The sequence below is a fragment of the Paenibacillus sp. genome (assembly GCF_035645195.1).
GTDB lineage: Bacteria > Bacillota > Bacilli > Paenibacillales > YIM-B00363 > Paenibacillus_AE.
On record NZ_DASQNA010000025.1, the window covers coordinates 159,092 to 182,527 of the forward strand.

A 23,436-nucleotide genomic window follows, 5' to 3' on the forward strand; every position below is an offset into this window, starting at 1 on the left:
CCCCCTCCTCCGTCGTGCCGGATATCGGTGATGAAAGCGTTTTTTTATTTATACCCTTATTATAACTGCCTTTTTTATCCTGTTAATGCCATTTCTCCCTACAACTATAGGTGTATCGTGCTTAATTCGAAAGCGTTAGTTTCCAAAAGGCGATCCGCTCTCGTCTCCACGTATACGTAATGTAAATATCGTGTCCGTTCGCGATGACGGCCGGGTATGAATATTGCTTTTCGCCCCGGTCCAGCTCGAACTCGTGATCCCAGGTCATCCCGTTATCCTCGGACACGCGAAGGACGAGCGGCGTTCGCGGACCTTTCGTGCCCGTTTCCGGCCGCACAGGATTGTACACCAGCACGAGACGGCCGTCGTCCAGCTTCGCCAGATCGATGCCGCTGTTGTTGTTCGGAAGCGGCGTCGGGTACGCGGGGCACCACGTTTTCCCCCCATCGGCGGAATCGCTTCGGTAGATGGAGCCTTCCGTGCTGCGCGTCAGCATATGTACGACGCCGGGGGCGGACTCCCATAACGTCGGCTGAATGATGCCTTTGCCGATCAAGCGGCTGTGGTCGAGCGGCACCGTTTCGCTGCGGACCCACGTTTCCCCGCCGTCGCGGGAGATGTCGACGAAGGCGTCCCAAGCGGGCTCGACCGACGCCGGCGCTACAATCGTGCCGTTCCGTAAGACGATCGGCTTGTTTTTCACCGGCCCTCTCCCTCCCGAGCGGTCGCCTTCGACCAACGGAACGGGGGCGGACCAATGACGGCCGTCGTCCGTCGACCTCATGACCATCGTCGTCCACTCCGCTATGCTGTATCCAACCTTGTAATATAGAAACAGGACGCCGTCCCGTCTTCGGAACAGAACGGGATTCCAGTGCGGCACGCCTTCCTCGTCGGCTACCTTCTCGGGGGGCGTCCATCCGCCTTTCTCCCTTCTTGCGGTCCATATCGCGACATCGCCGGCCCGCTCTCTCGTTCCGCCGAACCAAGCGGCGATCACTTCGCCGTTCGGCAGAAGCTCGAGCGTGGAAGCGTGGCAGCTTAGGAACGGCCGGTCCTCCTCGAAAATAAATTCCTTCACGCAGTTTACGTATTTCATGCATAGTCTCCTTGTCTATATGTGCCGACCTCAGTGAATCGGTACGATATCGTATCGCTGCCCCGGAGCGGTTCGGAATGCGACCAAGCCGGCTTCGATGACCTCGGTCTCGACGTCGCGGCCCTCCTGCCGCACTCGGACCGGAACGCCGGCGCGCAGCCGGCAGCCGCCGCCGGACGCCGAGGTCACCGCCGCGCGGCTGAGCGAACCGCGCTCCCATGCGATATCGACGAGATAACCGCCGCGCGCTCTCAGCCCCGTCACGCTTCCCCGGTTCCACCGCTTCGGGAGCGCGGGGAGCAAGTGCACCGCGCCGTCATGGCTTTGAAGCAGCATTTCCGCGATGCCTGCCGTACCCGCGAAATTGCCGTCGATCGAAAAAATGTCCATCTTCACCTTCGGATGCCGATGGGCGTTCATCAAATTCGGATGCAGCCCGCCCAGCAGCTCCGTCAAGAAATGGTCGGCGGCGTCTGCCTCCTCCAGCCTTGCCCACAGGCTGATCAGCCAAGCGCAGCTCCATCCCGTGTGTCCCCCGCCGTGTGCGAGGCGCCGTTCCAGCGACTTGCGGCAAGCCTCCGCCAGCTCGGGATGACGGCGGAGCGTGATCCGATCGCCGGGATGCAGCGCGAACAGATGGGCGGTATGACGGTGTCCCGGTTCGGACTCTTCGAAATCTTCGTCCCATTCCTGCAGTTGACCGTACCGGCCGATCCGGAACGGAGGAAGGCGCGAAAGCGCCTGCTCCAGCTCGGAACGGAACGCCTCGTCCGTGCCCAAAATTCGGCAGGCTTCGATGCAGTGTGCGAATAAAGAGCCGATGAGCGCCATGTCCATCGTCGACCCTTTCGTCACGCTGCTTTCTTGTCCGTCCCCCGCGATAAACATATTTTCGGGAGATGTCGAAGGACATGTGACCCAATACCCGTCCTCGTCTTCCACCAGATAGTCCACGCAAAACATCGCCGCTTCCTTCATCGCTGGGTACCATCGTTCGAGGAACGCCCGATCCCGACCGAATGCGTAATGCTCCCATATATGGAGGCTCAGCCACGCGCCGGCCATCGGCCAGAACGCCCAGCTCGGCGATCCGCCGCTGGGAGTCGCGGTTCTCCAAATATCGATATTGTGGTGCGCGGTCCACCCCCGGCAGCCGTAATGCACGCTGGCGACTTTGCTCCCCGTCGTTCTCAGATCGTCGATCAAATCGAACAGCGGAAGATGGCATTCCGCCAAATTGCACACTTCCGCCGGCCAATAGTTCATTTCCAAATTAATATTGGTCGTCCAAGCGCTGCACCAAGGGGGCTGAATGCGATCGTTCCAGATGCCCTGCAAATTCGCCGGCTGGGTTCCGGGACGGGAACTCGCCAGGAGCAAGTATCTTCCATACTGAAAAAATAAAGCCGCAAGCCCGGGGTCGTGCTCGCCGTTCTTGACCGCTTCGATGCGGGCGTCGGTCGGCCGCTCGCTACGATCCTCTTCCCCGATCTCGAGCGCGACCCGGCGGAACAGTTCGGCATGATCGGCGGCATGGCGCTCCTTCAATGCGCGATACCCCAATGCCGCGGCTCGCTCCAGCCGTTGGGCGCACCGGCTGGCGGAGCGTTCCGCGTATGCCGAAGGATCCTTGTCGTATCCGGCAAAGCTTGTGGAAGCGGCCAGCAGCAGGACGATTTCGCCCGAACCGCTGACGCGAATTCGGCCGCCGCTGACCTCCACCTTGCCTCCCGGCGCCGCCGCGTGCAGGACGACATCGAACGCGATGCCTTTGTTCTCCGCATAATGGACGGGCTCCTCCGTTCGGACCGTGTTCGGAAGCACATGCGCGGGCGATCGCCCCGACATTGCGATCCGATCGGCGCCCGCCTTCCGCACCGAATACTGCAGCGGGCTGCTCAGCGATACCGTGAACGTTTGTTTGGCTTCGCTGTACAACCTCACCGCCATGACCTGGTCAGGGGCGGATACGAACACTTCGCGGCTGCAAGCGGCGCCGTTCAGACGGTAGGACACCCGCGCGACGCCTTCCGTCAAATCCAATTCCCTGCGGTATTCCGTCATTTCGCCGGCATCTTCGAACTGCAGTTCCAGATCGCCCAGTGGCAAATACGATTCCGTCCAAGGCCCTTGCATGTAATGCTCTATGGTTCGTTCCGCTTCGACGTACTGCTTCGCGAAGACGAGCTCCCGGACGCGGCCGAGATGCCGAATCGCATCGTAGCGAACCGGATCGCGCGGTTCTCCGGACCAGAGCGTCTCCTCGTTCAATTGGATCCGCTCGCGGCGCGTCCCGCCGAACACCATGCCGCCCAAACGGCCGTTGCCTACCGGAAGCGCCTCGATCCACCGCTCGGCCGGCCTTGCGTACCACAATTTCAGCTTGTTGTCGGACATGTCTCCCCTACTCCTCTCCCTGCCGCTTTCCCTATTTCAACGGCAGCGGCATATCCGTACGTTCGGATTCCGGCTCCTGGACGGACCTAACGACATGCAGCAACGCGAGCGGCGCAGGATCGTTCGTCAGCGCCAACCCGTCCGCCGTAAACCATCCGTCGCGGTATCGATTGCGGAGCAGCCATTCCCCCGCGCGGATCGCGTATTCGAGGTACTCGGCGCGTTCCGTGGCGCGGTGAAGCTCCAGCATGCCGTACACGAGCCGATGGTCGGCCTCCTTCGGGTCCGGCAGCCGAACCGTCCCGGCGCCGCCTTCGCTCTCCCCGATATCGCCGATGCCGAGACCCGCCGCGATGTCTCTCGCCATTCGCCACAGGAACGGGTCGCCGGACGCGCGGTACCCCGCCGCGTACATCCAAAAAAAATCGACGCTCGCGCGAATCGGACCGAACGCTCGTCCCTTCGGCCCGAAATACCCGTTGCGGTCGAGCGTCAACCCTTCGATGCTCCAGCCGTCCGTCAGCATCGGCGCAAAGCTGTTGTCTTGCCTTCGATACGACTTGTCGCCCCAAGCGGCCATCTCTTCGCTGGACCAGCGAACGAACTCCTCGCCGGCCGCGCCGAGCGTCTCCCCGATCGCCAGCTGGCATCGCTGCACGACCGGCCGAGGCTTAAACAGCGTCCCTTCGTAAACAAGGTGCCCTTCCGGAATGAGCGGCGCCAATTGGTACTGCGCGCGGTCTCCGCGAACCGACGGCCCGTCGCACCACGCGTTAGCCGATTGGCTGAATTGGTACCCGCTGATCCCGACCCCGTCCTGCCTCGTGTCCACATACCGTTTCGCCAGCCGTTTCGCCCAAGCGAGCGGATGCGGGTCTTCGGACAAATGCGACAGCATCGCGGCGGCATAATACAGGTCGCTTCCGGTGTTGACGAAGGTCAATCCTTCCCCCCAGAAGAACACGTCTCCCCCCTTGTATTCGCTGCGCCAAAGCGGCCCGAGGGGCGTGTTGTAAGGCCCGTGACGGTTGAAGTCGAGAATCGACCAATCGATCACATGCGCATTCCAAAACGCCTCGATATAGGCGCGGGTCGATGCGGGGTCCGCCGCCCACATCAACTCGTAGTCCGGATAATGGAATTTCAGCTCGTGCACCTTCTGCTTGTCGGCGGCGAATTCGATTCTTTGATGTTCCAAGTCGTAAGCCGTGTGGCCGCCCCAATGGATCAGACCGCTATCGTCGACGTGATGCCGGAACAGGTGACGCAACGCCGATTGCGCCGCCTCCGCGTAAGCGGGATTCTCCGTCAGCCGGGTCAATCCGGCAAGCAAACGCAGCCAATGGTGTTGGCTGGCCGTGTTCGAGAGCACGGCGTCCTTGCGTACGTGGTCGGTGTCCACCCGCGCCGGCAGACCGGCGGCGGCGTCCACCCCGTTCGCGAACAACGGCGTCGAACCGTACGGGTCTCGAGCCGCCTTCATCATGCGGTCCGCGTGGCTGACCGCCGCTTCGAGCAGCGCGCCAGCACGCTCCTTCCATGCCGATGTGCCGGAGCTCCATCGATTCCCGTCCATGCCGCATCCCCCCATAATTGAACGTTTCTGCGAAACGAACGTAGTTATTCGAACAGCCAATCGAGCGTGTCGACGCCGTCGTTGCGGTGTTCCACGTCCCGAGGCCGCAGCGACTCGTCTTCGCGGATGACGCCGAGCAGAAGGTACGCCCCTTTGCCGAAATCCAGCGTATGCCGCCCCGCTTCATAACGAATTGCGTGAACGTTGACGGAAGGATAAGCGAACAGGCGCAGCCCTTTGCGCAAAATCGGCATATATCCGCCCCGGTCGTCCGCGTGCGTATTTTCCTCCAACCTCGGGGGCTGCAGCCATTGTTCATCCGTCGAATTGAAATACCCGACCAACACGTGAGCCGGCTGCGGCAGCTCGATCTCCACTGCACGGCCGGCCGCGGCCGCCTCCCGTTGGCTGAAGCGGATCCCGGTGAGCCCTTCCAGCTCCTCCGCGCAGCCGGTAATCCGCGTATCCCCGTCCGTGAACGCGAATGCGCCTTTCTTCAGCACGTACGTCTCGGCGCCGGTCGAATGCAGCGCGAACGGCGCTTCCCGGTAAGCGGCGATCCGTTCTTCCTCGCGCCGAAGAGCCTCCGGCACGACGCCGGACGACAGTTCGCCGACATGCCGGCGGAAACGCTCGAGCTCTTGTTCGTACACCGGCAAGCATTCGCTCCAATGCCGGAAGGCGAACCCGTCTCGGATCGGCACTTTGCGCTGCGGCGTCTGCATGCTGTTGGCGTAGAAATACGTCCGTTTCGTGATCACCGTGAGCTCTCGGTAATGTTGAACGCTCTTCTCCAGATGGGAAAGCGCTTCCCTAAGCAGCTCCGCATGATCGAAGCACGTCTTTCTCGGCAGGTGCTTATACGTGAGCACGGCGATCGCCGCCCTTACTTTGTGCGAATAGAAATACACCATCCGACGGATCGCCTCCACGTCGTCGGCCAGCCGCTCGAACGATTCGCGGTCTCGGGCCGCGAACGCGCGCGCCGCTTCGATCGCGGCGGCCGCGGTCTCCGCGTGACGTTCCGCGTCGGCGATCGTCTCGGGCGGCGTCTCCCCGATATGCGGTTCGCCTGACAATTCCTTGACTACGTATTCCTCGAGACGTTCGCCCTGCGGCGATTGGGATTCCCATAAATCCGGCCACGGCATGTGACGGTCCGGGTTCGTCAGCTGGCTCATCGTCATGCCAAGGCTCATCGTTTGCCGATTACCTTCGGTAATGCCGAATCTTCGCAGCAGCTTCGGAGCGCACTCGCCGAACGCATCGTACGCTTCCAGGATCGCCGCGCCCGCCCGAGAGCTGCCGAATCGCCGGCCGATCGTATCCTTCCAGTACCGCCGCTCGGCCTCGGGATCGCGGTCAGGATTCCAGGCGTACCGGAACCATGCGGCGAACCAAATCCAATCCCGATCCATCTGACGCAGCCGCGGCTCCGTCCGGTCCGGCGAATACGGCCAATCCCAGAAAAACAGCGGATACAGATGGAGGCCGTTCGCATGGAGGCGATATTTCGCCGCTTGCATGCACTTTTGGATGAATGCCGGCGAGCCGTAACGGAACGGCTCCAGATTGGCCAAAATATGGACGTTGATGATATGCACCGATCGATGCGAGGCGAGCTGGCGATGAATGTCCTGCCACTTGCCGCGCGGCGTCCAGGTCGTCAGCGATTCTCCGTTGTACTTCGCTTCCGTATACAAGTTCGGATACAGCGGCAGCGCCGCTTCGACGACCTTGTTCGCGTCGATGGCGTGCGAGCGCAGGATGACCGGGGGGAGCTCCTTGACGCCGGACTGACGCAGCCCATCCCGGATGCCCTCCAGAATCGTTCCGGTAAACCACTCCGCCCCATACATTTGCCCCTGCAGCGCTTCCCCGAGGCAAACCATCAGCCCCGCGTTCGGATACGCGCTCACGAACGCCGCGAGCGACTTCTTGTAATAATCGCTCGTGATCGGAAGAGGCTTCGGTTGATGCAGCTTCAACCCGTGCTTCTGCGCGAACGGCAGCGGGATGTGTATGTTGTAAAATTTCATTACGACCCAGATGCCCCGCCGGCCCGCTTCTTCCGTCAACCATCGGAACGTATCCGCGTTCAGCGCGAATTGCTCGTCCGTCACCTCGAGCGCTTCCGGATACTCTTCCAGCCTCACGAGCGAGGAGAACGGATGGCCGCTCCACAGGTAAATGACATTGCAGCGCTCTTCCATTAGCATATCGAGGAACTCCGTCCACAGCGTCCGGTCGTAAAACCAAGGAAACCGGTCGGGCGTGATCGGATATTCGTACGTCTGACGGGGCGGTTCGACCGTCATCTTCTGCAATCCGATCGCCGGACCCCGCAGCCGAAAACGGGGCGCATCCCCGAACGCGAGATCGTTCGGCAGCTCCCCGGCGATGCGGATTCGGCGCGCAAGCTCCTGGCAGCCGTAAAGCACGCCGGAATCGTCTCCTCCGGAAACGGCCAGCAAATCGCCGGGGACCGACGCAAGATAAAACCCCTCGCTCCCCGGCGCGTCCGTATGATACAGCAGCACATCCCGCTCTTCCAACCCGCGCAAAAACTGCGACGCGCCGCGATTGCCGGCGTAAATTTTCCTTCCCTCGCCGGTTCGGTAACGGTCCCACTCCCAAAGCTCCGAATTCTCGTACACGTGATAACCGCATTCCTGCAGCGCAGCCTTCAGCAAATCGAGACCGTACCTTACCCTCGGCGAGGGATTTCTGTCGTATCCGAGACAAATATTGTCCAACGCGGACCTCCTTTCTGCTGCCGCGTTCATTGAATCTCTTCCTTTATGTAGCCTAATTCTTTGTAACGCCGGAGCAGCGTTCTAAGCTCTTCCTTCAAGGCGGGTTCCGGCGGGGCGATCGGAGGCCGGCACGGACCGGCGTTCAGCCCCATCATGTTCATCGCTTCCTTAAAAACGGACGGCAGCGTCGCTCGCTTGTACAGCTCCGACAACGGCCGCAGTAGCGATTGCGCTTCTTTCGCCGCGGGAAGCTCCCCGTTTTTCCATCGGGCGTAAATCGCGGTCATCAGCGCCGGAACGACGTTCGCCGAGCCGCTGACGCCTCCCTTCCCGCCTGCGGCGAGCGTCCACAGCAGCAACGAGTCGGAGCCGGACAACACCGCGAAGTCCGGCGTCGTTGCGTGAATATATTGTAAGATCGTGTCAAAGCTGCCGCTGCTGTCTTTGATCCCGACGATATTCGGAATGCTCGACAACTCGGCCACCGTCCTCGGTTCCAGGTGGACCCCCGTGCGTGCCGGGAAGTTATACAGCACGATCGGCAGCGACGTCCAGGAGGCAATGCTCTTGTAATGACTTATTAATTCCTGCTGTGTCAACGGCAGAAAATACGGCGTGATGATCGACAGCGCGTCCGCCCCGACGGCCTCCATCCTTTCCGACAGCTCCGCCGTTTCCTTCGTGCCGATTCCCCCCGTGCCCGCGTAAACCGGAACTCTCCCTCTCGTTTCGTCGACGACGATCTCCACGATGCGGATCTTCTCCTCCGCCGTTAACGAAAAAAACTCGCCGTTCGTTCCCAAACAAAACAAGCCGTCGGCCCCCGACTCGATAAACCGGTTGACGAAACGGCGGAGCGCGGGCTCGTTCAGTTCATGTTTTTCCGTGAACGGCGTGATCAGCACCGGAATAACCCCTTCAACACGCAGCATTATGATCCACTCCTTTGAGTTTCAATTTATTATGAAAGTCGAAGGCAGTTATAGGGGGTTTTACCCACGTTTATAGGTTGTTTTGCCCTTTTTCCCTTCCGCTTCGAACGGTCTTCAAACTAGCAACAAACAACCTATATTTATGGAATGAACCCCCTATAAACAGTAAACTCTCTTTCCGTACAATGTCTTTGTAAGCGCTTCTAAATCTCTGGAAAGGCGGGTGGCAGCGCAATGCCGCGAAAATCCGAAAATCGTTCTAACGGAGGGGAAACGCCATGAAGAAGCTATGGCTGCGTATTTTATTCATTGTTCTAGCCGTGTCGGTCATCGCGTCGCCTGCTCTGGCGGCACACAGCGGGGTCTCGAGCGCAACGACCAAGAAGGCGGCGGCGAACGCAAAGGAAGTATCCCCCAAAGGGAAGAAAATGGCGATCGTCGGGCGAACGGGCGGGAAGGCGGCGGAAGATCAAGCCATCGCGAAGCACATGAGGACGCTCGGCTTCAAGGTTACGCTCGTGGATGAAAAGAAAGTAACCGTCAAATCGCTGGAGACATACGATATCGTCTACTTCAGCCCGACCATGAACGAAAAGTATTTGAAAGACGGGCAAATGAAAGGACTGAAAGTGCCGCAGATTTATGGCAAACGGCAGGGACTCGCGGGCATTAAGTTAGTTCCGCCGCCGGACCCGAAGGACGATCCCGACGAGGATGCTTCCGACAAGAAAGACAAAATCAGGTCGATCAGCTTCGCGGACGCGAAGCATCCGATCGCGAAAGGGTTTAAAGGTCAGGTGGAAGTGTTCCGGAAGGTGGAGGCGAAGGAGAAGCTTACGCAGCTCGGTGTGGCCGGTCAAAAAATCGGCAAAAACGCGAAAGTGATCGCTACGGTGGCGGGACAACCGAAAGAGGCGTATATCTTCGTATACGAGAAAGGATCGAAAGCGGATGACGGCTCGGTCGTACCGGCGCGCATCGCTTATGCGTTCGGAAACATCGGTTTCCATGAACAGCTGACCGACAACGGCTGGAAGGTCCTCTCCAACATCGCCCTTTGGGCATTGCAAAAACCGTAATAACGCGGAAGACCCCTCGTCTGAGAAGACGAGGGGTCTCTGCTATTGCGCCCGATGCGTCGATAGGCGAACGTTAAGCTCGGGCCGAAGCACGATGCGCTGCTTGACGGAGTCGGCGTTCGCTGCGTTCTCGATCAGCAGCTTGAACGCCTGCTTGCCCATGCTGGCGATCGGCTGCGTTACCGTCGTCAGCGGCGGATCGGTTACCGTCGCCAAGATCGTGTCGTCGAACCCGACGATCGACAGCTGCTCCGGCACGCGAAGGCCGAGCTGCTTCGCCGCTTGCAGCGCCCCGATCGCCAGCACGTCGTTGCAGCAAAAGATCGCCGACGGCCGGACGGGCCGGTCGAGCAGCTCGAACGCGCCCCGTCTTCCTTCCTCGATCATAAATTCGCACGTGACGATATCGCCGTCGTCGAACGGGACGTTCATTTCCGCGAGCCCCTGCTTAAAGCCGCGAATCCGCTCGCGGCTGCTGCTCACTTTCAGATTTTCCGCCAAGATCGCGATCCGCCGATGCCCGAGCTCCGCCAAATGCCGCGCGGCCAGCACGCCCCCGACGTAGTCGTCGGCCACGACCGTGTCGGCTGCCTGCGCGGCGCTCTCGCGCGCGATCAGCACGAACGGGATCGACTTCGACTGAAGCCGCTCCAAGATGCCCGAGTCCTCGACGCCTGTGCCGATGATCATGCCGTCCACTCGCTTCTGCTCGAGCAGCGTAATGTACCGTTCCACCCGTTCGTCTTTGTTGTCTGTGCTGCAAATGACGACGCTGTAGCCAGCTACGTGCGCCTCGTCCTCGATCGCGCGGGCGATTTCGGCGAAGAACGGGTTGGAAATATCGGGGATCAGCAGGCCGAGCGTGAACGTTTTCTTCCCCATCAGGGCGGAGGCGATGACGCTCGGCTGATAATTCAGCTTCTCCATGATTTTGAATATTTGCTCGCGCCGCTTTTTGCTCACTTTGCCCTTGCCGTTGATGGCGTTGGAGACGGTCGCGATCGACACGCCGGCTTCTTTGGCCACGTCGTAAATGGTCGCTTTCATGCTTGCTCCTCTGGCGTTCAAACTGGGGGCGGCGCGCGGCCGTTCCCTTGCCGTTATTATGCGCGTTCCGGGCAGAGCTTGCAATACGCCGCTTACTTCGGTCCCGCCGTCATGATCCATTCATGGTCGGGGTCGTTGTGAAATTTCCAGGTGCGAGTCGGACCGGCCATCACGTTCAAATAGTAGACGTCATACCCGGGCGGCGCCGACACGGGATGATAACCGCGAGGAACGAGCACCGCTTCGCCGTCCTTCACGACGAGCGTCTCGTCGAGCGAACGGTCGTCGGTATACACCCGCTGCACCGCGAACCCCTGCTCCGGCTTCACCTTGAAATAGTACGTCTCCTCGAGCAGCGACTCCTCCGGCAGCGCGTCCCGGTCGTGCTTGTGCGGCGGATAGCTCGACCAATGCCCGTTCGGCGTGAACACCTCCACGACGAGCAGGCTGTCGGCCGGCTCCCGCTCCGGCAAAATGTTGTGTATGCGCCGTTCGATATTGCCATAGCCGCGAATTTCGACGCCGACCTGCTCCGGCGCGATGAGGCGCGCCGCATGTCCGCCGCGGCCCGGCGCCGTGCAGATCGCGAGCTCCACGTCCGTGCGCGCCTCCACCGCGTAGCCGTCGCCGCTCGGCACGTACACCGAATAAGGCGGCGTCCCCTCGAACACGCTCATTCTTCGGCCGATGCCGCGCCATTCGGCGCCGCCCGCAGCGACGTCCGCGACGCCGCTCAGCAGGACGAGGCACGCTTCGTTCGCCCCCGTTTCGCGGCGGAGCGTCATCCCCGCGGACAGCTTCGCGACTTCGAAGCCGACGTACGTCCATCCCGCCGACTCCGGCGTGATGGCGATGACCGTTCCGTCCGGTCCCGGATGTCGTTCGGGAGTGACGATGAGCTTCTGTTTCGTCATACCTGCACCTCCCTGTCGTTATTTCGCCGCCGGCTCGCGGCGCAGCTCGTTCAGTTCGCTAAGCTTGACGGCTCGGTTCAGCTTATAGCTCAGCTTCGCCGCCAGCGCGATCCGCTCCGCCTGCAAGCCATCTTCGCCGTCGATGGCGGGCGGCGCGCCGCTGACCAAGCTGTCGACGAAATGCTGCACCTCGTCCGCATACGCTTGCATATAACGCTCGAGGAAGAAATGCAGCGGCTTGTCGGACACGATGCCGCTCTCCGTGCTGACCACCGCCGTGCTCGGGTGATCGTTGGCGATGCTCACGCTGCCTTTGGAGCCGAACACTTCGACCCGCTGGTCGTAGCCGTACGCCGCTTTGCGGCTGTTGTCGATGACGCCGAGCGCCCCGCTCGCGAATTTCAGCGTAATGATCGCCGTATCGACGTCGTCGTATTCCGCGAATACCGGGTCGACGAGCACGCCGCCCTGCGCGTATACTTCCGTCACTTCGCTGCCGGACACGAAACGCGCCATGTCGAAATCGTGAATGGCCATGTCCATGAACAGGCCTCCGGACACTTTGATGTAGTCTCTCGGCGGCGGGCTTGGATCGCGGGACGTAATTTTCACGATGTGCGGTTCGCCGATGGCGCCTCCGGCAACATGCTCCCGGACGCGCTTGAAGTTATGGTCGAAGCGGCGGTTGAAGCCGATCTGCAGCTTCACGCCCGCTTGTTTGACGGCCTCCAGCGCCTTCTCCGTCTCATCGATCGACATGCTGATCGGCTTCTCGCAGAAAATATGCTTGCCCGCTTCCGCCGCTTGTCGAATGAGCGGAACGTGCGTGTCGGTGGAAGAACAGATGAACACCGCATCGATCAGCGGATTGCGAATAAGCTCGGAGCTGTCCTTGGTCAGGATGCCGATCCCTCGCGCCGCCGCCCAAGCTTCCAGCTCGGGTCCGGCGAACAAGTCGCTGACCGCGACGAGTTCGACGTTCGGATGGCGGAGCAGATTGTCCGCATGAATTTTGCCGATCCGTCCCGCGCCGATGATGCCGATTTTGATTTTGGTCATAGGGTTGCCTCCTATTTTTTCCCTGCGCTTCCGAACAGGCGGATTTTCGCCCGAACCGCGGCTTGAATCGCATCGCGGGCCGGAATCATATAGTTTCTCGGGTCGTACGCCTCGGGATGCTCTTCCAGATAGGCCCGGATGGCGGACGTGCAGGCCATTTGATTGTCGGTGTTGACATTGATTTTGGCGGTGCCTAGGGCGATCGCCTGCACAATTTCCTCCTCCGGCAACCCGCTGCCGCCGTGCAGCACGAGCGGCAAACCGGTTAGGCGCTGAATTTCGCCCATCCGGTCGAAGCCGAGCTTCGGCTGGCCGCGATACGGCCCGTGCACGGAGCCGAGCGCCGGCGCGAGGCAGTCGATGCCGGTCTCGCGGACGAGCCGGACGCATTCCTCGGGGACGGCGTACATCGCTTCCGCCTCGTCGACGACGAGATCGTCCTCCCGTCCGGTGATCCGTCCGAGCTCCGCCTCGACCGAAGCGCCGAGCGCGTGCGCCGCTTCCGTCACTTTCGCCGTGAGCTCGATGTTGCGCTCGAGCTCGTGATGCGAGGCGTCGATCATGACCGACGTAAAGCCGGCGTGCAGCGCGCGGATGCATATCTCATAAGTGGAACCGTGATCTAAATGCAGCGCGACCGGCACCGTGATGCCGTAATAGTCGATCAGCGAGCGGACCATCCCGGCGATCGTCGGAAGCCCGCCCATATACGGGATGTAGGCTTCGCTGACCCCGAGGATGACGGGGGCCTGTTCAGCCTCCGCCGCCTGCAAAATCGCCTGCGTGAATTCCAGGTTGTTCAAATTGAACTGACCGACGGCATACCGTCCTTCCAGCGCTTTGTTCAGCATCGCCGACATGGATACGAGCGTCATGCGGGTGATTCCTCCGTCCGTTTCTTCCGCCGCTTACCAGCGGGCGGTGACCATTTTTTTGCGGGTGTAAAATTCCACGCCGTCCGTGCCGTTCGCATGCAAATCGCCGTAGAACGACTTCTTCCAGCCGGAGAACGGGAAGAACGCCATCGGCGCGGGCACGCCCAGGTTGACGCCCAGCATGCCGGCGTCGATCGTTTCGCGGAACTGCCGCATCGCGGCGCCGCTGCGGGTAAATAAGCAGGCGCCGTTGGCGAATTCCGAACGGTTGGCCAGCTCGATCGCCTCTTCTAATGTGCCTACGCGCGCGATGGACAGGACAGGAGCGAAAATTTCGTCCTCCCAAATTTTCATCTCGCACTGCACTTGATCGAACAGCGTCGGGCCGACGAAATAGCCGCCGCCGCTCGCCGCCGCGTCCTTGCGGCCGTCGCGGAGCAGGAGCGCGCCTTCCTTCTCGCCGATTTCGATATATTTCAGCGTCCGTTCCTTGTGCGGGCCCCGAATGACCGGACCGAGGAATACGCCTTCGTCCATGCCGTTGCCGATCGTAAGGCTGTCCGCGGCTTCGACCAGCTTGGAGACGAGCGCATCGCCGATGTCTCCGACCGCGACGACGACCGAGCAAGCCATGCAGCGTTCGCCGGCGGAGCCGAAAGCGGCGTTAATGATTTCCTTGACGGTGAGGTCCAAATCGGCGTCCGGCATGACGATCGAATGGTTTTTGGCGCCGGCGAGCGCCTGGACGCGCTTGCCGTGGGCGGAAGCCGTCTTGTACACGTACTCGGCTACCGGCTGGGAGCCGACGAAAGACACGGCGGCAATGGATGGATGCTCGAGAATGCCGTTAACGACGTCATGCGCGCCGTGCACGATATTGAATACGCCCGCGGGAAGTCCGGCTTCGTGGAACAGCTCGGCCAGACGGTTCGCGAGCAGCGGCGTCCGCTCCGACGGCTTCAACACGAACGTGTTGCCGCAGGCGATCGCCAGCGGGAACATCCAGCAAGGAACCATCATCGGGAAGTTGAACGGGGTAATGCCGCCGACGACGCCGATCGGGTAACGGTACATGCCGGATTCGAGGTTCGTCGCAATGTCGGGCAGCTGCTTGCCCATCATGAGGCTCGGCGCTCCCGCGGCGAACTCGACGCATTCGATGCCGCGCTGCACTTCGCCGTAAGCTTCGTTGTAGCTTTTGCCGTTCTCCAGCGTGACCAGCTTCGCCAGTTCGTCCCAGCGCTCGACCAGCAGTTGTTGATATTTGAACAAAATGCGCGCTCTGCGCGGAACCGGCGTGCGGCTCCACGTTCGGAACGCTTCCTTCGCCGTTTGCACGGCTTGGTCTACGTCTTCCTTGGCGGATAGAGGCACGTAAGCGAGCACTTCTTCCGTAGCCGGGTTGTATACGGGATCGGTTTGCTGCGCGCGAGCTTCGACCCACTGGCCCCCGATCCAATTTTTCAACACTTGCGTCATCGCGAAAGCCCCTCCCTGGAATGGTTATTGACGTCGGTTAAACGACGATCTCTCCGCGCTCGCACCGGGCGATGTATTCGTGGACCTCGTCCGCTCTCGGCATCGCGTCGGAGCAGCTGTGACTGGAAATGACGATGCAGGCGGCGGCGCTGCCGAATACCATGCTTTTCTCCAGCGTCCAGCCCTGCATCAGACCGTACAGAAATCCTGCCGCGTAGGAGTCGCCCGCACCGAACGTCTTGACGACCTTCGCCGGGAACGACTTGGCGCGATGGCTCGCTCCGTCCTTCGTGTAGGCGATGGAGCCTTCTTTGCCGTGCTTAATGATGACAATCTTCGCGGAATAGTCGAACCATTTGCCTGCGGTTATTTGATCGTTTCGCTCCGGATTGTGTTCGAAGCGCTCCATCATGTCGAACTCTTCGCGCGTTCCGATAATGACGTCGCATTTTTCGGCGGCCAGGTTGTAGTAGACGGCCGTTTCTTCCGAGGACTTCCATGTATAAGGGCGGTAATCGAGATCGAATACGATGACGCAGCCATGCTTTTTGGCATAGCTCAGCGCCTGGAACACCGCTTCGCGGGAAGGGCTTTGCGCGAGCGCCGTTCCCGAGATAAGGAACATGTTCGTGCGCGCGATCAGCTCTTCGCTCACTTCCCCCGGCGTCAGCAGCAGATCGGCGGCGTTGTCGCGGTACATTAGAATGCTGCACTCGGTAGGGCTCTTAATTTCGGTAAAAGCGAGCCCGGTCACGGCCCCGGTCCGGTCCGCCACGACACTGCTCGTCTCGATCCCGTTTTGCTCCAAATATCGATGAATGAACCGACCCATTTGATCGTTCGCGATTTTACCGACGAAAGCGGTTCGCAGGCCGAACCGGGACATGCCGATCGTAATGTTGGCGGGAGAGCCCCCTACGTATTTCGTAAAGGTGCGCGTCTCCTCCATCGGGCGGTTGATTTCGTTGGCGTTAAGGTCGATGCACAGCCTGCCGATGGCGGTGAAATCGACGCTCCGGCCGCTAGGAAACTGGATGTAACTCATCGCTATTGCCCCGCTTTCGTTGAAATTAGGCGTTCGAGATACTTCAGCGCTCTGTCGGCGTATTCGTAAGCCGGGTAAACGGCCGGGTCTTGCTCGCCCTCCAGCATCGCCCAACCGGTATAGCCTCGAGCGATCAGTTCTCGCACGATCGGCCCGAAATCGAGATCCCCGGTCCCCGGTACGGTGAACACGCCTTTGCGAATGCAGGTTATGAAATCGGCGTTCTCGTTCCTGGCTTCCTCAAGGACGTTGATGCGCACGTCTTTCAAATGAACGTAGGCGATCCGGTCGTAATGCTTGCGCAGCACCTCGAGCGGATTCGCGCCGCCGTAGTACGCGTGGCCGGTGTCGTACAGCAGATGCACGAGGTTCGGGTCGGTCAGCTCCATCAGGCGGTCGATTTCGTTCGGACGCTCCACGACGGTTCCGCCGTGATGGTGATACGTAAGCTTAAGGCCGTGTTCCTTGGCGATCGCTCCGGCGGCGTTCAACCCTTCCGCCAAGCTCCGCCAGCCGGCTTCGTCGAGCCGCAGCACTTCTTTCTCGTTCGGCGTGCGGCGCGGATCGAAGTGCTGCGAGCCTCCCACTTCGCAAGTGCTGACGACCGTGCTGCCCATTTCTTTCAGGAACTGAACATGCGCTCGGTAGGCGGCAAGCTCTTGTTCGCGGTACGCCGGATCGGAGAACAGTACCGATTTCCACTGGGACACGAGCTGCAGGCCCCTCTTCTCGAGCTCCCGCTTCAGAACGGCCGGGTCGGTCGGATACTTACGGCCCATTTCCGTTCCGCGCAAGCCGAGCTTCTGCATATCGTCCACGATTTGCTCGAATGAGGTGCCCTCGCCGTGTTCTTTCACGTCTTCGCCGACCCAGTTGATCGGATGGGCGCCTAATGCAAACGGAACATTCCGCATTGGTCTTCTCCCCCTTCGTCGCTCAGTACGGTCTAGCCGACTGAATGCGCCGTTTCATTTCCTCATGCGCCTTCACGACGTTGCCGCTGACAGACACTTCCGGCACGCCGACGTTCCACCACGATTCGTAGCCGGACGTATTCGTGCCGGGCACGACCGGAATTTCAATCAACGTCGTGACAGCTTCTTGCTTCGCCTGCTCCAGCGCCTGTCTCAGCTCGGCCGGCGTAGACGCCTTGTAGGCTTTGGCTCCGAGACTGCGGGCATGCGCGGCGAAATCGATCGGCATATAGGCGCCGGTCAACCGGCCCGTCGCCGACTCCCGGTAGCGGAATTCGTTGCCGAATCCGTCGCTGCCGTGACCCCGCTGCAAATTGTGGATGCATTGAAAACCGTGATTGTCGAACAGCAGAATCGTTATTTTCACGCCTTCCTGAAGGCTGGTGACGAGCTCGGAATGAAGCATCAAGTAGCTGCCGTCGCCGACGAGCGCGTATACCTCGCGGTCCGGTTCGGCCATCGCCGCCCCGAATGCGCCGCTCACCTCATAGCCCATGCACGAGAAGCCGTATTCCATATGGTACGTTTTCGGCTGCGCCGGCCTCCACAGACGATGCAGATCCCCCGGCAGGCTGCCCGCCGCGCATACGATGACGGAGCTCGGGTCGATCGTTTCCTGGATGACGCCGAGCGCGCGGGTTTGGGCGAGGCCCTCCTCATGCTCCAGTGAGAACAGCCGCTCTACTTCGTCGTCCCATTGACGCTTCAGGTTCGCGATTTCGTCCTCTTCGTACCCGCTGCGGTAGCCCGCCCCGCCGAGCGCTTCCGCGAGCGCCGTCAGCCCCAGCTTGGCGTCGCCCGTCAGCGCGGCGCCGCTCCACTTGGCGGCATCCAGCGCGCTGACGTTGATGTTCACGAACTGCACGTCGGGCCGGGCGAACGCCGATTTCGAAGAGGTCGTGAAGTCGGAGTAGCGCGTGCCTACGCCGATCACGACGTCCGCTTCCTTCGCCAGCACATTCGCGGCCAGCGTTCCGGTCACGCCGACGGCGCCGACGTTCAGCGGGTGATTCCAAGGCAGCGAGCTTTTCCCCGCCTGCGTCTCCGCGACCGGAATGCCGAACGATTCGGCGAACGTCCGCAGCTCTTGAACGGCCGATGCGTAGAGTACGCCTCCTCCGGCGATGAGCAGCGGCCGCTTTTTCCCTTTCAGCAGCTCCGCCGCGCGGGACACCGCCTCCTTCGCGGGCGGCCGGCGGTCGATATAGTGAATCCGTTTCGCGAAAAATTCCTCCGGATAATCGTAAGCTTCCGCCTGCACATCCTGCGGCAGCGCCAGCGTCACGGCTCCCGTCTCGGCCGGATCGGTGAGCACCCGCATCGCCTGCAGCGCCGCCGACATCAGCTGCTCCGGACGAACGATGCGGTCCCAGTACTTGCTGACGGCTTTGAACGGATCGTTCGCGGAAATCGTGTAATCGCCCGGGACTTCGAGTTGCTGCAGCACCGGATCGGGCTGGCGGGAAGCGAAATTGTCTCCCGGCAGCAGCAGCACCGGGATGCGGTTCACCGTCGCCGTCGCGGCGGCCGTCACCATATTGAGCGCCCCCGGGCCGATCGAGGACGTGCAGGCGAAAATTTGCCGCCGGTTCCTTTGCTTTGCGTAAGCGGTTGCAGCATGGACCATGCCTTGCTCGTTTTTGCCTTGGATGTACGCGAGTCCGCCCGCGCTCCGCTCCAGCGCCTCGCCGATGCCGGTCACGTTCCCGTGGCCGAAGATGCCCATCACGCCGCGCACGAACTTCGTTTCCTCGCCGTCAACCGAAACATACTGTGCATCGAGGAAACGGACTAATGCCTGCGCCATCGTCAGTCGAATCGTCGCCATCGTTACCCCCCTAACAATTGGTGGTTAAGCGCTTTACCCTTTAGGGAAAAATATAATTGCACCAGTGATATGGACGCAATCGTTGTCTCGAAGATTTGTTCGGAAAAGGTTAGGTTAAGCGCTTTCCCTTAACTATACACCCAATTCCGCTGCCGTACAATGCTCTAAGCAAAATTTTTCCCTCTTCGCCGCCAGAACGTCGAACGGATAAGGGACATTTGTCGCCTGCTGACGCAGCCGTCTTGTTTCGCCCGCGGTGCGCCCCCCTCCCCCCGCAAAGCGAAAAGGCACCCGCTCCCGGGTGCCCCGCCTTCCTATCGTTTCAACATCCGAATGCCGTGCGTCGGCAGCGCCAGCTCGCCGCCGACCGCCTCGCCCGTCTCGAGATCGACGTAAGCGCGGTCGTCGAGCTTCACCGTCTGCGGCGCGCCGCTGAAATTCATGACGAACACGTACTCGCGTTCGCCGTCGGTCCGCGCCTGCGCGGTGACGCCCGCCGGAAGCAAGGCGTTCAACACGCGCGGCACGCCCGCTTCCGCGGCGACGCTCGCGTAGAACCGCTCGTAGAACGGATCCTTCGCCCTCGTCGCGAGATAATACGCCTTGCCCCGCCCGAACCGGTTGACGGTCAGCGCCGGGCGGCCGGCGTAGAAATCGCTCGTATACGTCGCGAGCACCTCGGCGCCTTCCGCGTGGATCAGATCGCACAGCTCGTGCGACTCGTACGCGACGCCGCCGTATACGAATCCGTTGGCGTCGTGCGGATGCAGCCCCTCGATCTCCTCGGACCAAATGCCGAGCGTCTTCCGCAGCGGACCCGGGAAACCGCCGAGATGGCACAGGTCGTTCTCGTCCACGATGCCGCTCCAATACGTCGTCACGAGCGTGCCGCCCGCTTCCACATACGCTTCGAACTTGCGGCCGGACGCCTCGTCGAGCATGTACATCATCGGCGCGACGACCAGCTTGTACTTCGACACGTCCGCATGGCGGCTGACGACGTCGACCGTAATGCCGAGCTCCCAGAACGCCCGGTAATGCTGCACGACCGTTTGCTCGTAATGAACGCCCAAGTTCCGCGGCCCTTGCGCGTCGCGCACCGCCCAGCGGTTGTCCCAGTCGAACACGATGGCCACACTCGCGTCCGTGCCCGCGCCGAGCACGTCGCCCGACAGCTTCTCGAGCGTTGCGCCGACCTCGGTCACGTCCTGGAACACCCGCGTGTGCTCGTGCCCGACGTGGTCGACGACCGCGCCGTGGAACTTCTCGCTCGAGCCCCGGCTCTTCCGCCATTGGAAGTACTGCACCGTATCGGAGCCGTGCGCGACCGCCTGCAGCGAGCTCAGCTTATGCATGCCGGGACGCTTCAGCTTGCTCACCGGCTGCCAGTTCGTCAAGCTCGGCGTGCTCTCCATCAGCATGAACGGCTTCCCCTTGAGCGAGCGGAACAGATCGTGGTTGAACGCGAACCACGATGCAACCTTGCTGTCGCTGCCGGCCTCATGCCATGTCGGATACGCATCCCACGAGACAACGTCCACGACGTCGGCGAATTTCCAATAATCGAGCCCGTCGAACAAATCCATCATGTTCGTCGTCGCCGGCAGCGACGGATTCGCGGCCTTCAGCGGCGCGACCTCATGGCGGTAGAAATCGATCGTCTGATCGGTGACGAAGCGCCGCCAGGCGAGATTTAGGCCGTGAACCGCCTTCTCCCCGTGCGGGGCGGGCGATTCGATCTGCGACCAGTCGGTGATCGTATGCGACCAGAACGCGTTCCACCACGCGTGGTTAAGCGCTTCAAGGGTGCCGTACTTGCGCTTCAGCCAGCCGCGGAACGCCTCTTGGCAGTAGTCGCAGTGGCACTCCCCGCCGTACTCGTTGGAAATATGCCAGCCGACGACGGCCGGATGGAACGCGTACCGCTCCGCCAGCTTCGCGTTCATGATCGCGACCTTCTCGCGGTACACCGGCGAGGTGTAGCAGTGGTTGTGGCGGGCGCCGTGCAGGTTGCGCAGCCGGTTCGCTCCGACGCGCAGCACTTCCGGGTACTTCGCCGACATCCACGCGGGCCGCGCCCCGCTCGGCGTCGCGAGCCATGCGTACAGCCCGTTCGCCGCGAAATCGTCGAGCACCTTGTCGAGCCATTCGAACGTGAATACGCCTTCTTCCGGCTCGAGCGCAGACCAGGCGAAAATGCCGAGCGCCATCACGTTCGAATTCGACAGCTTCATTAAGCGAATATCTTCTTTCAGCACCTCCGGAGCGTGCAGCCATTGATCCGGATTATAATCGGCCCCGTGCATGAAGACGGGGAGTTTGCCGCTGATCGGGGGAAAACGTTTGGCCATGCCGCTCATCGCTCCTTATGGGTTGGAAGGGTGTCCATCTTCTAATAATACTTCGACCGATCTCAGCTTATTTCCTGCGTAATCGAACAGCGTCAGATTGGACCAATTGTTCGCGTGCCCGACCGACCAGTCGTCCTTCGCCGGAATCCAGCACGGCTCCCACCAGTGGAAGCCGGCGCCGAGCCCGTTCGGCACGCCGCGGATCGTCTGCATGAACTCCCGCAAATACGCCGCCTGGCCTTCCACCGTCGCCGGATGCGGCGTCTTAAGCGGCGTGTCCGCCGTGACGATGAATTCGAGACCGTCCGCCGGCTCCGTCGTCCACGGGTACGCCGTCTCGACGACGACGATCGGTTTGCCGTAACGAAGCGCAAGGTCGTTCACATTCGCCGCTAAATCGTCGAGCGTCCCGTGCCACCACGGGTAAAACGACAAGCCGATCGTGTCGAAATCGACGCCGAGCGCCGCGAACCGGTCGTAAAACTTCACGCTGGACGCGTTGTCGCCTCCCCGGTCGATATGAATCATAACCTCGACGTTCTGATCGACCGCCTTCGCCGCGTCGATGCCCGCCTTCACGAGCGACGCCAACGCCTCCCACTGAACGTCCGTATCGAATTCGCCGTCGACCTTGCCGGTCGGCCACAGCATCCCCGGCGTTATTTCGTTGCCGATCTGCACCATGTCCGGCGCCGCGCCCGCTTCCTTCAGCGCCGTCATCACCTGCGCCGTATAGTCGTACACCGCCTGACGCAAGCCGCCCAAGTCGAGCGTCTCCCACGCCTTCGGCTTGAACTGCTTGCCCGGGTCCGCCCACATATCGGAATAATGGAAGTCGAGCAGGAAGTGAAAGCCCTTCTCCTTAATTCGCTTCGCGACGCCGATCGTACGCTCCAGATTGCAGAACGTGCGCGGCGGTTCGTTCCAAATGCGCAGCCGAATCGAATTGACTCCGTTCGCCTTCAGGATGTCGAGACAGTCTTCGGCCGCGCCGCCGTCGCGGAACGTCCCGCCCGCCGCTTCGATTTCGTCCAGGAACGAGACGTCCATGCCTTGAATGAATGCCGGTTTCATAGTAAAAAACGACCCCTTTACTCCGTGTAAATGTACGCCGCAAGCCGAGCGCCCGCCGCCTTCCGCGCCTTACTCCTTGACCGAACCGAGCACGAGCCCTTTCACGAAAAATCGCTGAAGGAACGGATACACGAGCAAAATCGGCAGCGCGCCGATGAAAATTTGCGCCGCGTTAATCGTCTTCTGCGACAGCAGCTCCATATCCTTCGGGGAGATGCTCATGTCGCTCATGTCTCTCGTAATGATGACCGTCTGCAAATACGTCGCGAGCGGATATTGATCCTTGCCGACGTACAGCAGCCCGTCGAACCAAGAGTTCCAATGGAACACCATGCTGAACAGCGCGAGCGTCGCGATCGCCGGCATCGAAATCGGCAAATAAATGCTGAAGAGCGTCCGGAAATGGCCCGCGCCGTCGATGAGCGCCGCTTCCTCCAAATCCTTCGGCACGCCGCGGAAAAAGTTGAGCATCAAAATCGTCAAGTACACGTTCACCGCCGCCGGCAGCACGAGCGACCAGAACGATCCCATCAAGCCGATTTTCTGAATGACGATGTAGAACGGGACGAGGCCGCCGTTGAACACCATCGTGAAGACGAAAATCCATGCGTACGCCGTACGGCCTTTGAACGCCGATTCCTCCTTCGAGAGCGGATACGCGGCCAGGAAGGCGAGGAACAGCGTCAGCGCCGTGCCGAGCACCGTCCTCTGCACCGACACCCACAGCGCGCCGAGGAAGGCCGGGTTGTTGACCGTTTTCTTATAGGGCTCGAGCGTAAAGTCTACCGGCCACAAGCCGACCAAGTTCGCGTCCGCCGCCGCCTTCGCGCTGAACGACACGGCGAGCACGTGGACGAGCGGAATGACGCACAGCAGTGCGAGGAGAGCGAGACCGGTCATGTTGAATGCGTTGAAAATGCGGTATTGCAGGCTTTTGTAGTACATGTCCGC

17 protein-coding genes are annotated in these 23,436 nt (G+C 61.0%); 1 reads left to right on the forward strand and 16 read right to left on the reverse strand.

Annotated features, from left to right (window positions below; translation table 11 throughout):
• Positions 1-121: 121 nt before the first annotated feature.
• From VE009_RS13335 to dapA, 5 genes are read right to left on the reverse strand one after another with little or no spacing between them, the layout of a single operon-like run.
• On the reverse strand, positions 122-1,099 hold the full coding sequence (locus VE009_RS13335; protein WP_325008343.1) for a sialidase family protein: 978 nt from the start codon (positions 1,097-1,099) through the stop codon (positions 122-124).
• Positions 1,100-1,129: 30 nt separating this feature from the next.
• Positions 1,130-3,496, reverse strand: coding sequence for a glycoside hydrolase family 95 protein (locus VE009_RS13340; protein ID WP_325008345.1), 2,367 nt, complete (start codon positions 3,494-3,496; stop codon positions 1,130-1,132).
• A gap of 31 nt (positions 3,497-3,527) precedes the next feature.
• Positions 3,528-5,072, reverse strand: coding sequence for a hypothetical protein (locus VE009_RS13345; RefSeq protein WP_325008347.1), 1,545 nt, complete (start codon positions 5,070-5,072; stop codon positions 3,528-3,530).
• 44 nt (positions 5,073-5,116) lie between these two features.
• The gene (locus tag VE009_RS13350; protein ID WP_325008349.1) at positions 5,117-7,828 is read right to left on the reverse strand and encodes a hypothetical protein; all 2,712 of its coding nucleotides are present in this window, start codon (positions 7,826-7,828) and stop codon (positions 5,117-5,119) included.
• 26 nt (positions 7,829-7,854) lie between these two features.
• The gene (gene dapA / locus VE009_RS13355) at positions 7,855-8,760 is read right to left on the reverse strand and encodes a 4-hydroxy-tetrahydrodipicolinate synthase (protein WP_325008352.1); all 906 of its coding nucleotides are present in this window, start codon (positions 8,758-8,760) and stop codon (positions 7,855-7,857) included.
• Between the two features lie 278 nt (positions 8,761-9,038).
• Here dapA and VE009_RS13360 point away from each other — a divergent pair, with 278 nt between their 5' ends.
• Positions 9,039-9,839 (forward strand): hypothetical protein, encoded by an 801-nt coding sequence (locus tag VE009_RS13360; protein WP_325008354.1) that lies wholly within the window; start codon positions 9,039-9,041, stop codon positions 9,837-9,839.
• 42 nt (positions 9,840-9,881) lie between these two features.
• Here VE009_RS13360 and VE009_RS13365 read toward each other — a convergent pair whose 3' ends face one another.
• The 11 genes from VE009_RS13365 to VE009_RS13415 all read right to left on the reverse strand — a co-directional run bounded on the left by VE009_RS13365 (position 9,882) and on the right by VE009_RS13415 (position 23,430).
• Positions 9,882-10,886, reverse strand: a complete 1,005-nt coding sequence (locus VE009_RS13365) for a LacI family DNA-binding transcriptional regulator (RefSeq protein WP_325008356.1) — start codon at positions 10,884-10,886, stop codon at positions 9,882-9,884.
• A 92-nt stretch (positions 10,887-10,978) separates the two neighbouring features.
• Positions 10,979-11,800 (reverse strand): 5-deoxy-glucuronate isomerase, encoded by an 822-nt coding sequence (iolB, locus tag VE009_RS13370; protein WP_325008358.1) that lies wholly within the window; start codon positions 11,798-11,800, stop codon positions 10,979-10,981.
• An 18-nt stretch (positions 11,801-11,818) separates the two neighbouring features.
• A complete protein-coding gene (iolG, locus tag VE009_RS13375) occupies positions 11,819-12,859 on the reverse strand; it encodes an inositol 2-dehydrogenase (RefSeq protein ID WP_325008360.1) in 1,041 nt (346 codons plus the stop codon).
• Positions 12,860-12,870: 11 nt separating this feature from the next.
• On the reverse strand, positions 12,871-13,734 hold the full coding sequence (gene fba, locus VE009_RS13380) for a class II fructose-1,6-bisphosphate aldolase (RefSeq protein ID WP_325008362.1): 864 nt from the start codon (positions 13,732-13,734) through the stop codon (positions 12,871-12,873).
• A 33-nt stretch (positions 13,735-13,767) separates the two neighbouring features.
• Positions 13,768-15,213, reverse strand: coding sequence for a CoA-acylating methylmalonate-semialdehyde dehydrogenase (locus VE009_RS13385; protein WP_325008364.1), 1,446 nt, complete (start codon positions 15,211-15,213; stop codon positions 13,768-13,770).
• A gap of 37 nt (positions 15,214-15,250) precedes the next feature.
• Entirely contained in the window at positions 15,251-16,258 is a 1,008-nt protein-coding gene (gene iolC, locus VE009_RS13390; RefSeq protein ID WP_325008366.1) for a 5-dehydro-2-deoxygluconokinase, read from the reverse strand.
• A gap of 2 nt (positions 16,259-16,260) precedes the next feature.
• The gene (gene iolE, locus VE009_RS13395; protein ID WP_325008368.1) at positions 16,261-17,172 is read right to left on the reverse strand and encodes a myo-inosose-2 dehydratase; all 912 of its coding nucleotides are present in this window, start codon (positions 17,170-17,172) and stop codon (positions 16,261-16,263) included.
• A 22-nt stretch (positions 17,173-17,194) separates the two neighbouring features.
• Positions 17,195-19,060, reverse strand: coding sequence for a 3D-(3,5/4)-trihydroxycyclohexane-1,2-dione acylhydrolase (decyclizing) (gene iolD, locus VE009_RS13400; protein ID WP_325008370.1), 1,866 nt, complete (start codon positions 19,058-19,060; stop codon positions 17,195-17,197).
• 314 nt (positions 19,061-19,374) lie between these two features.
• Positions 19,375-21,411 carry a beta-galactosidase gene (locus VE009_RS13405; protein WP_325008372.1) on the reverse strand — a complete coding sequence of 679 codons (2,037 nt, stop codon included), beginning with the start codon at positions 21,409-21,411 and terminating at the stop codon, positions 19,375-19,377.
• Between the two features lie 15 nt (positions 21,412-21,426).
• Positions 21,427-22,485, reverse strand: coding sequence for a glycoside hydrolase family 53 protein (locus tag VE009_RS13410; protein ID WP_325008374.1), 1,059 nt, complete (start codon positions 22,483-22,485; stop codon positions 21,427-21,429).
• Positions 22,486-22,554: 69 nt separating this feature from the next.
• Positions 22,555-23,430 (reverse strand): carbohydrate ABC transporter permease, encoded by an 876-nt coding sequence (locus tag VE009_RS13415; RefSeq protein WP_325008376.1) that lies wholly within the window; start codon positions 23,428-23,430, stop codon positions 22,555-22,557.
• Positions 23,431-23,436: the final 6 nt, after the last annotated feature.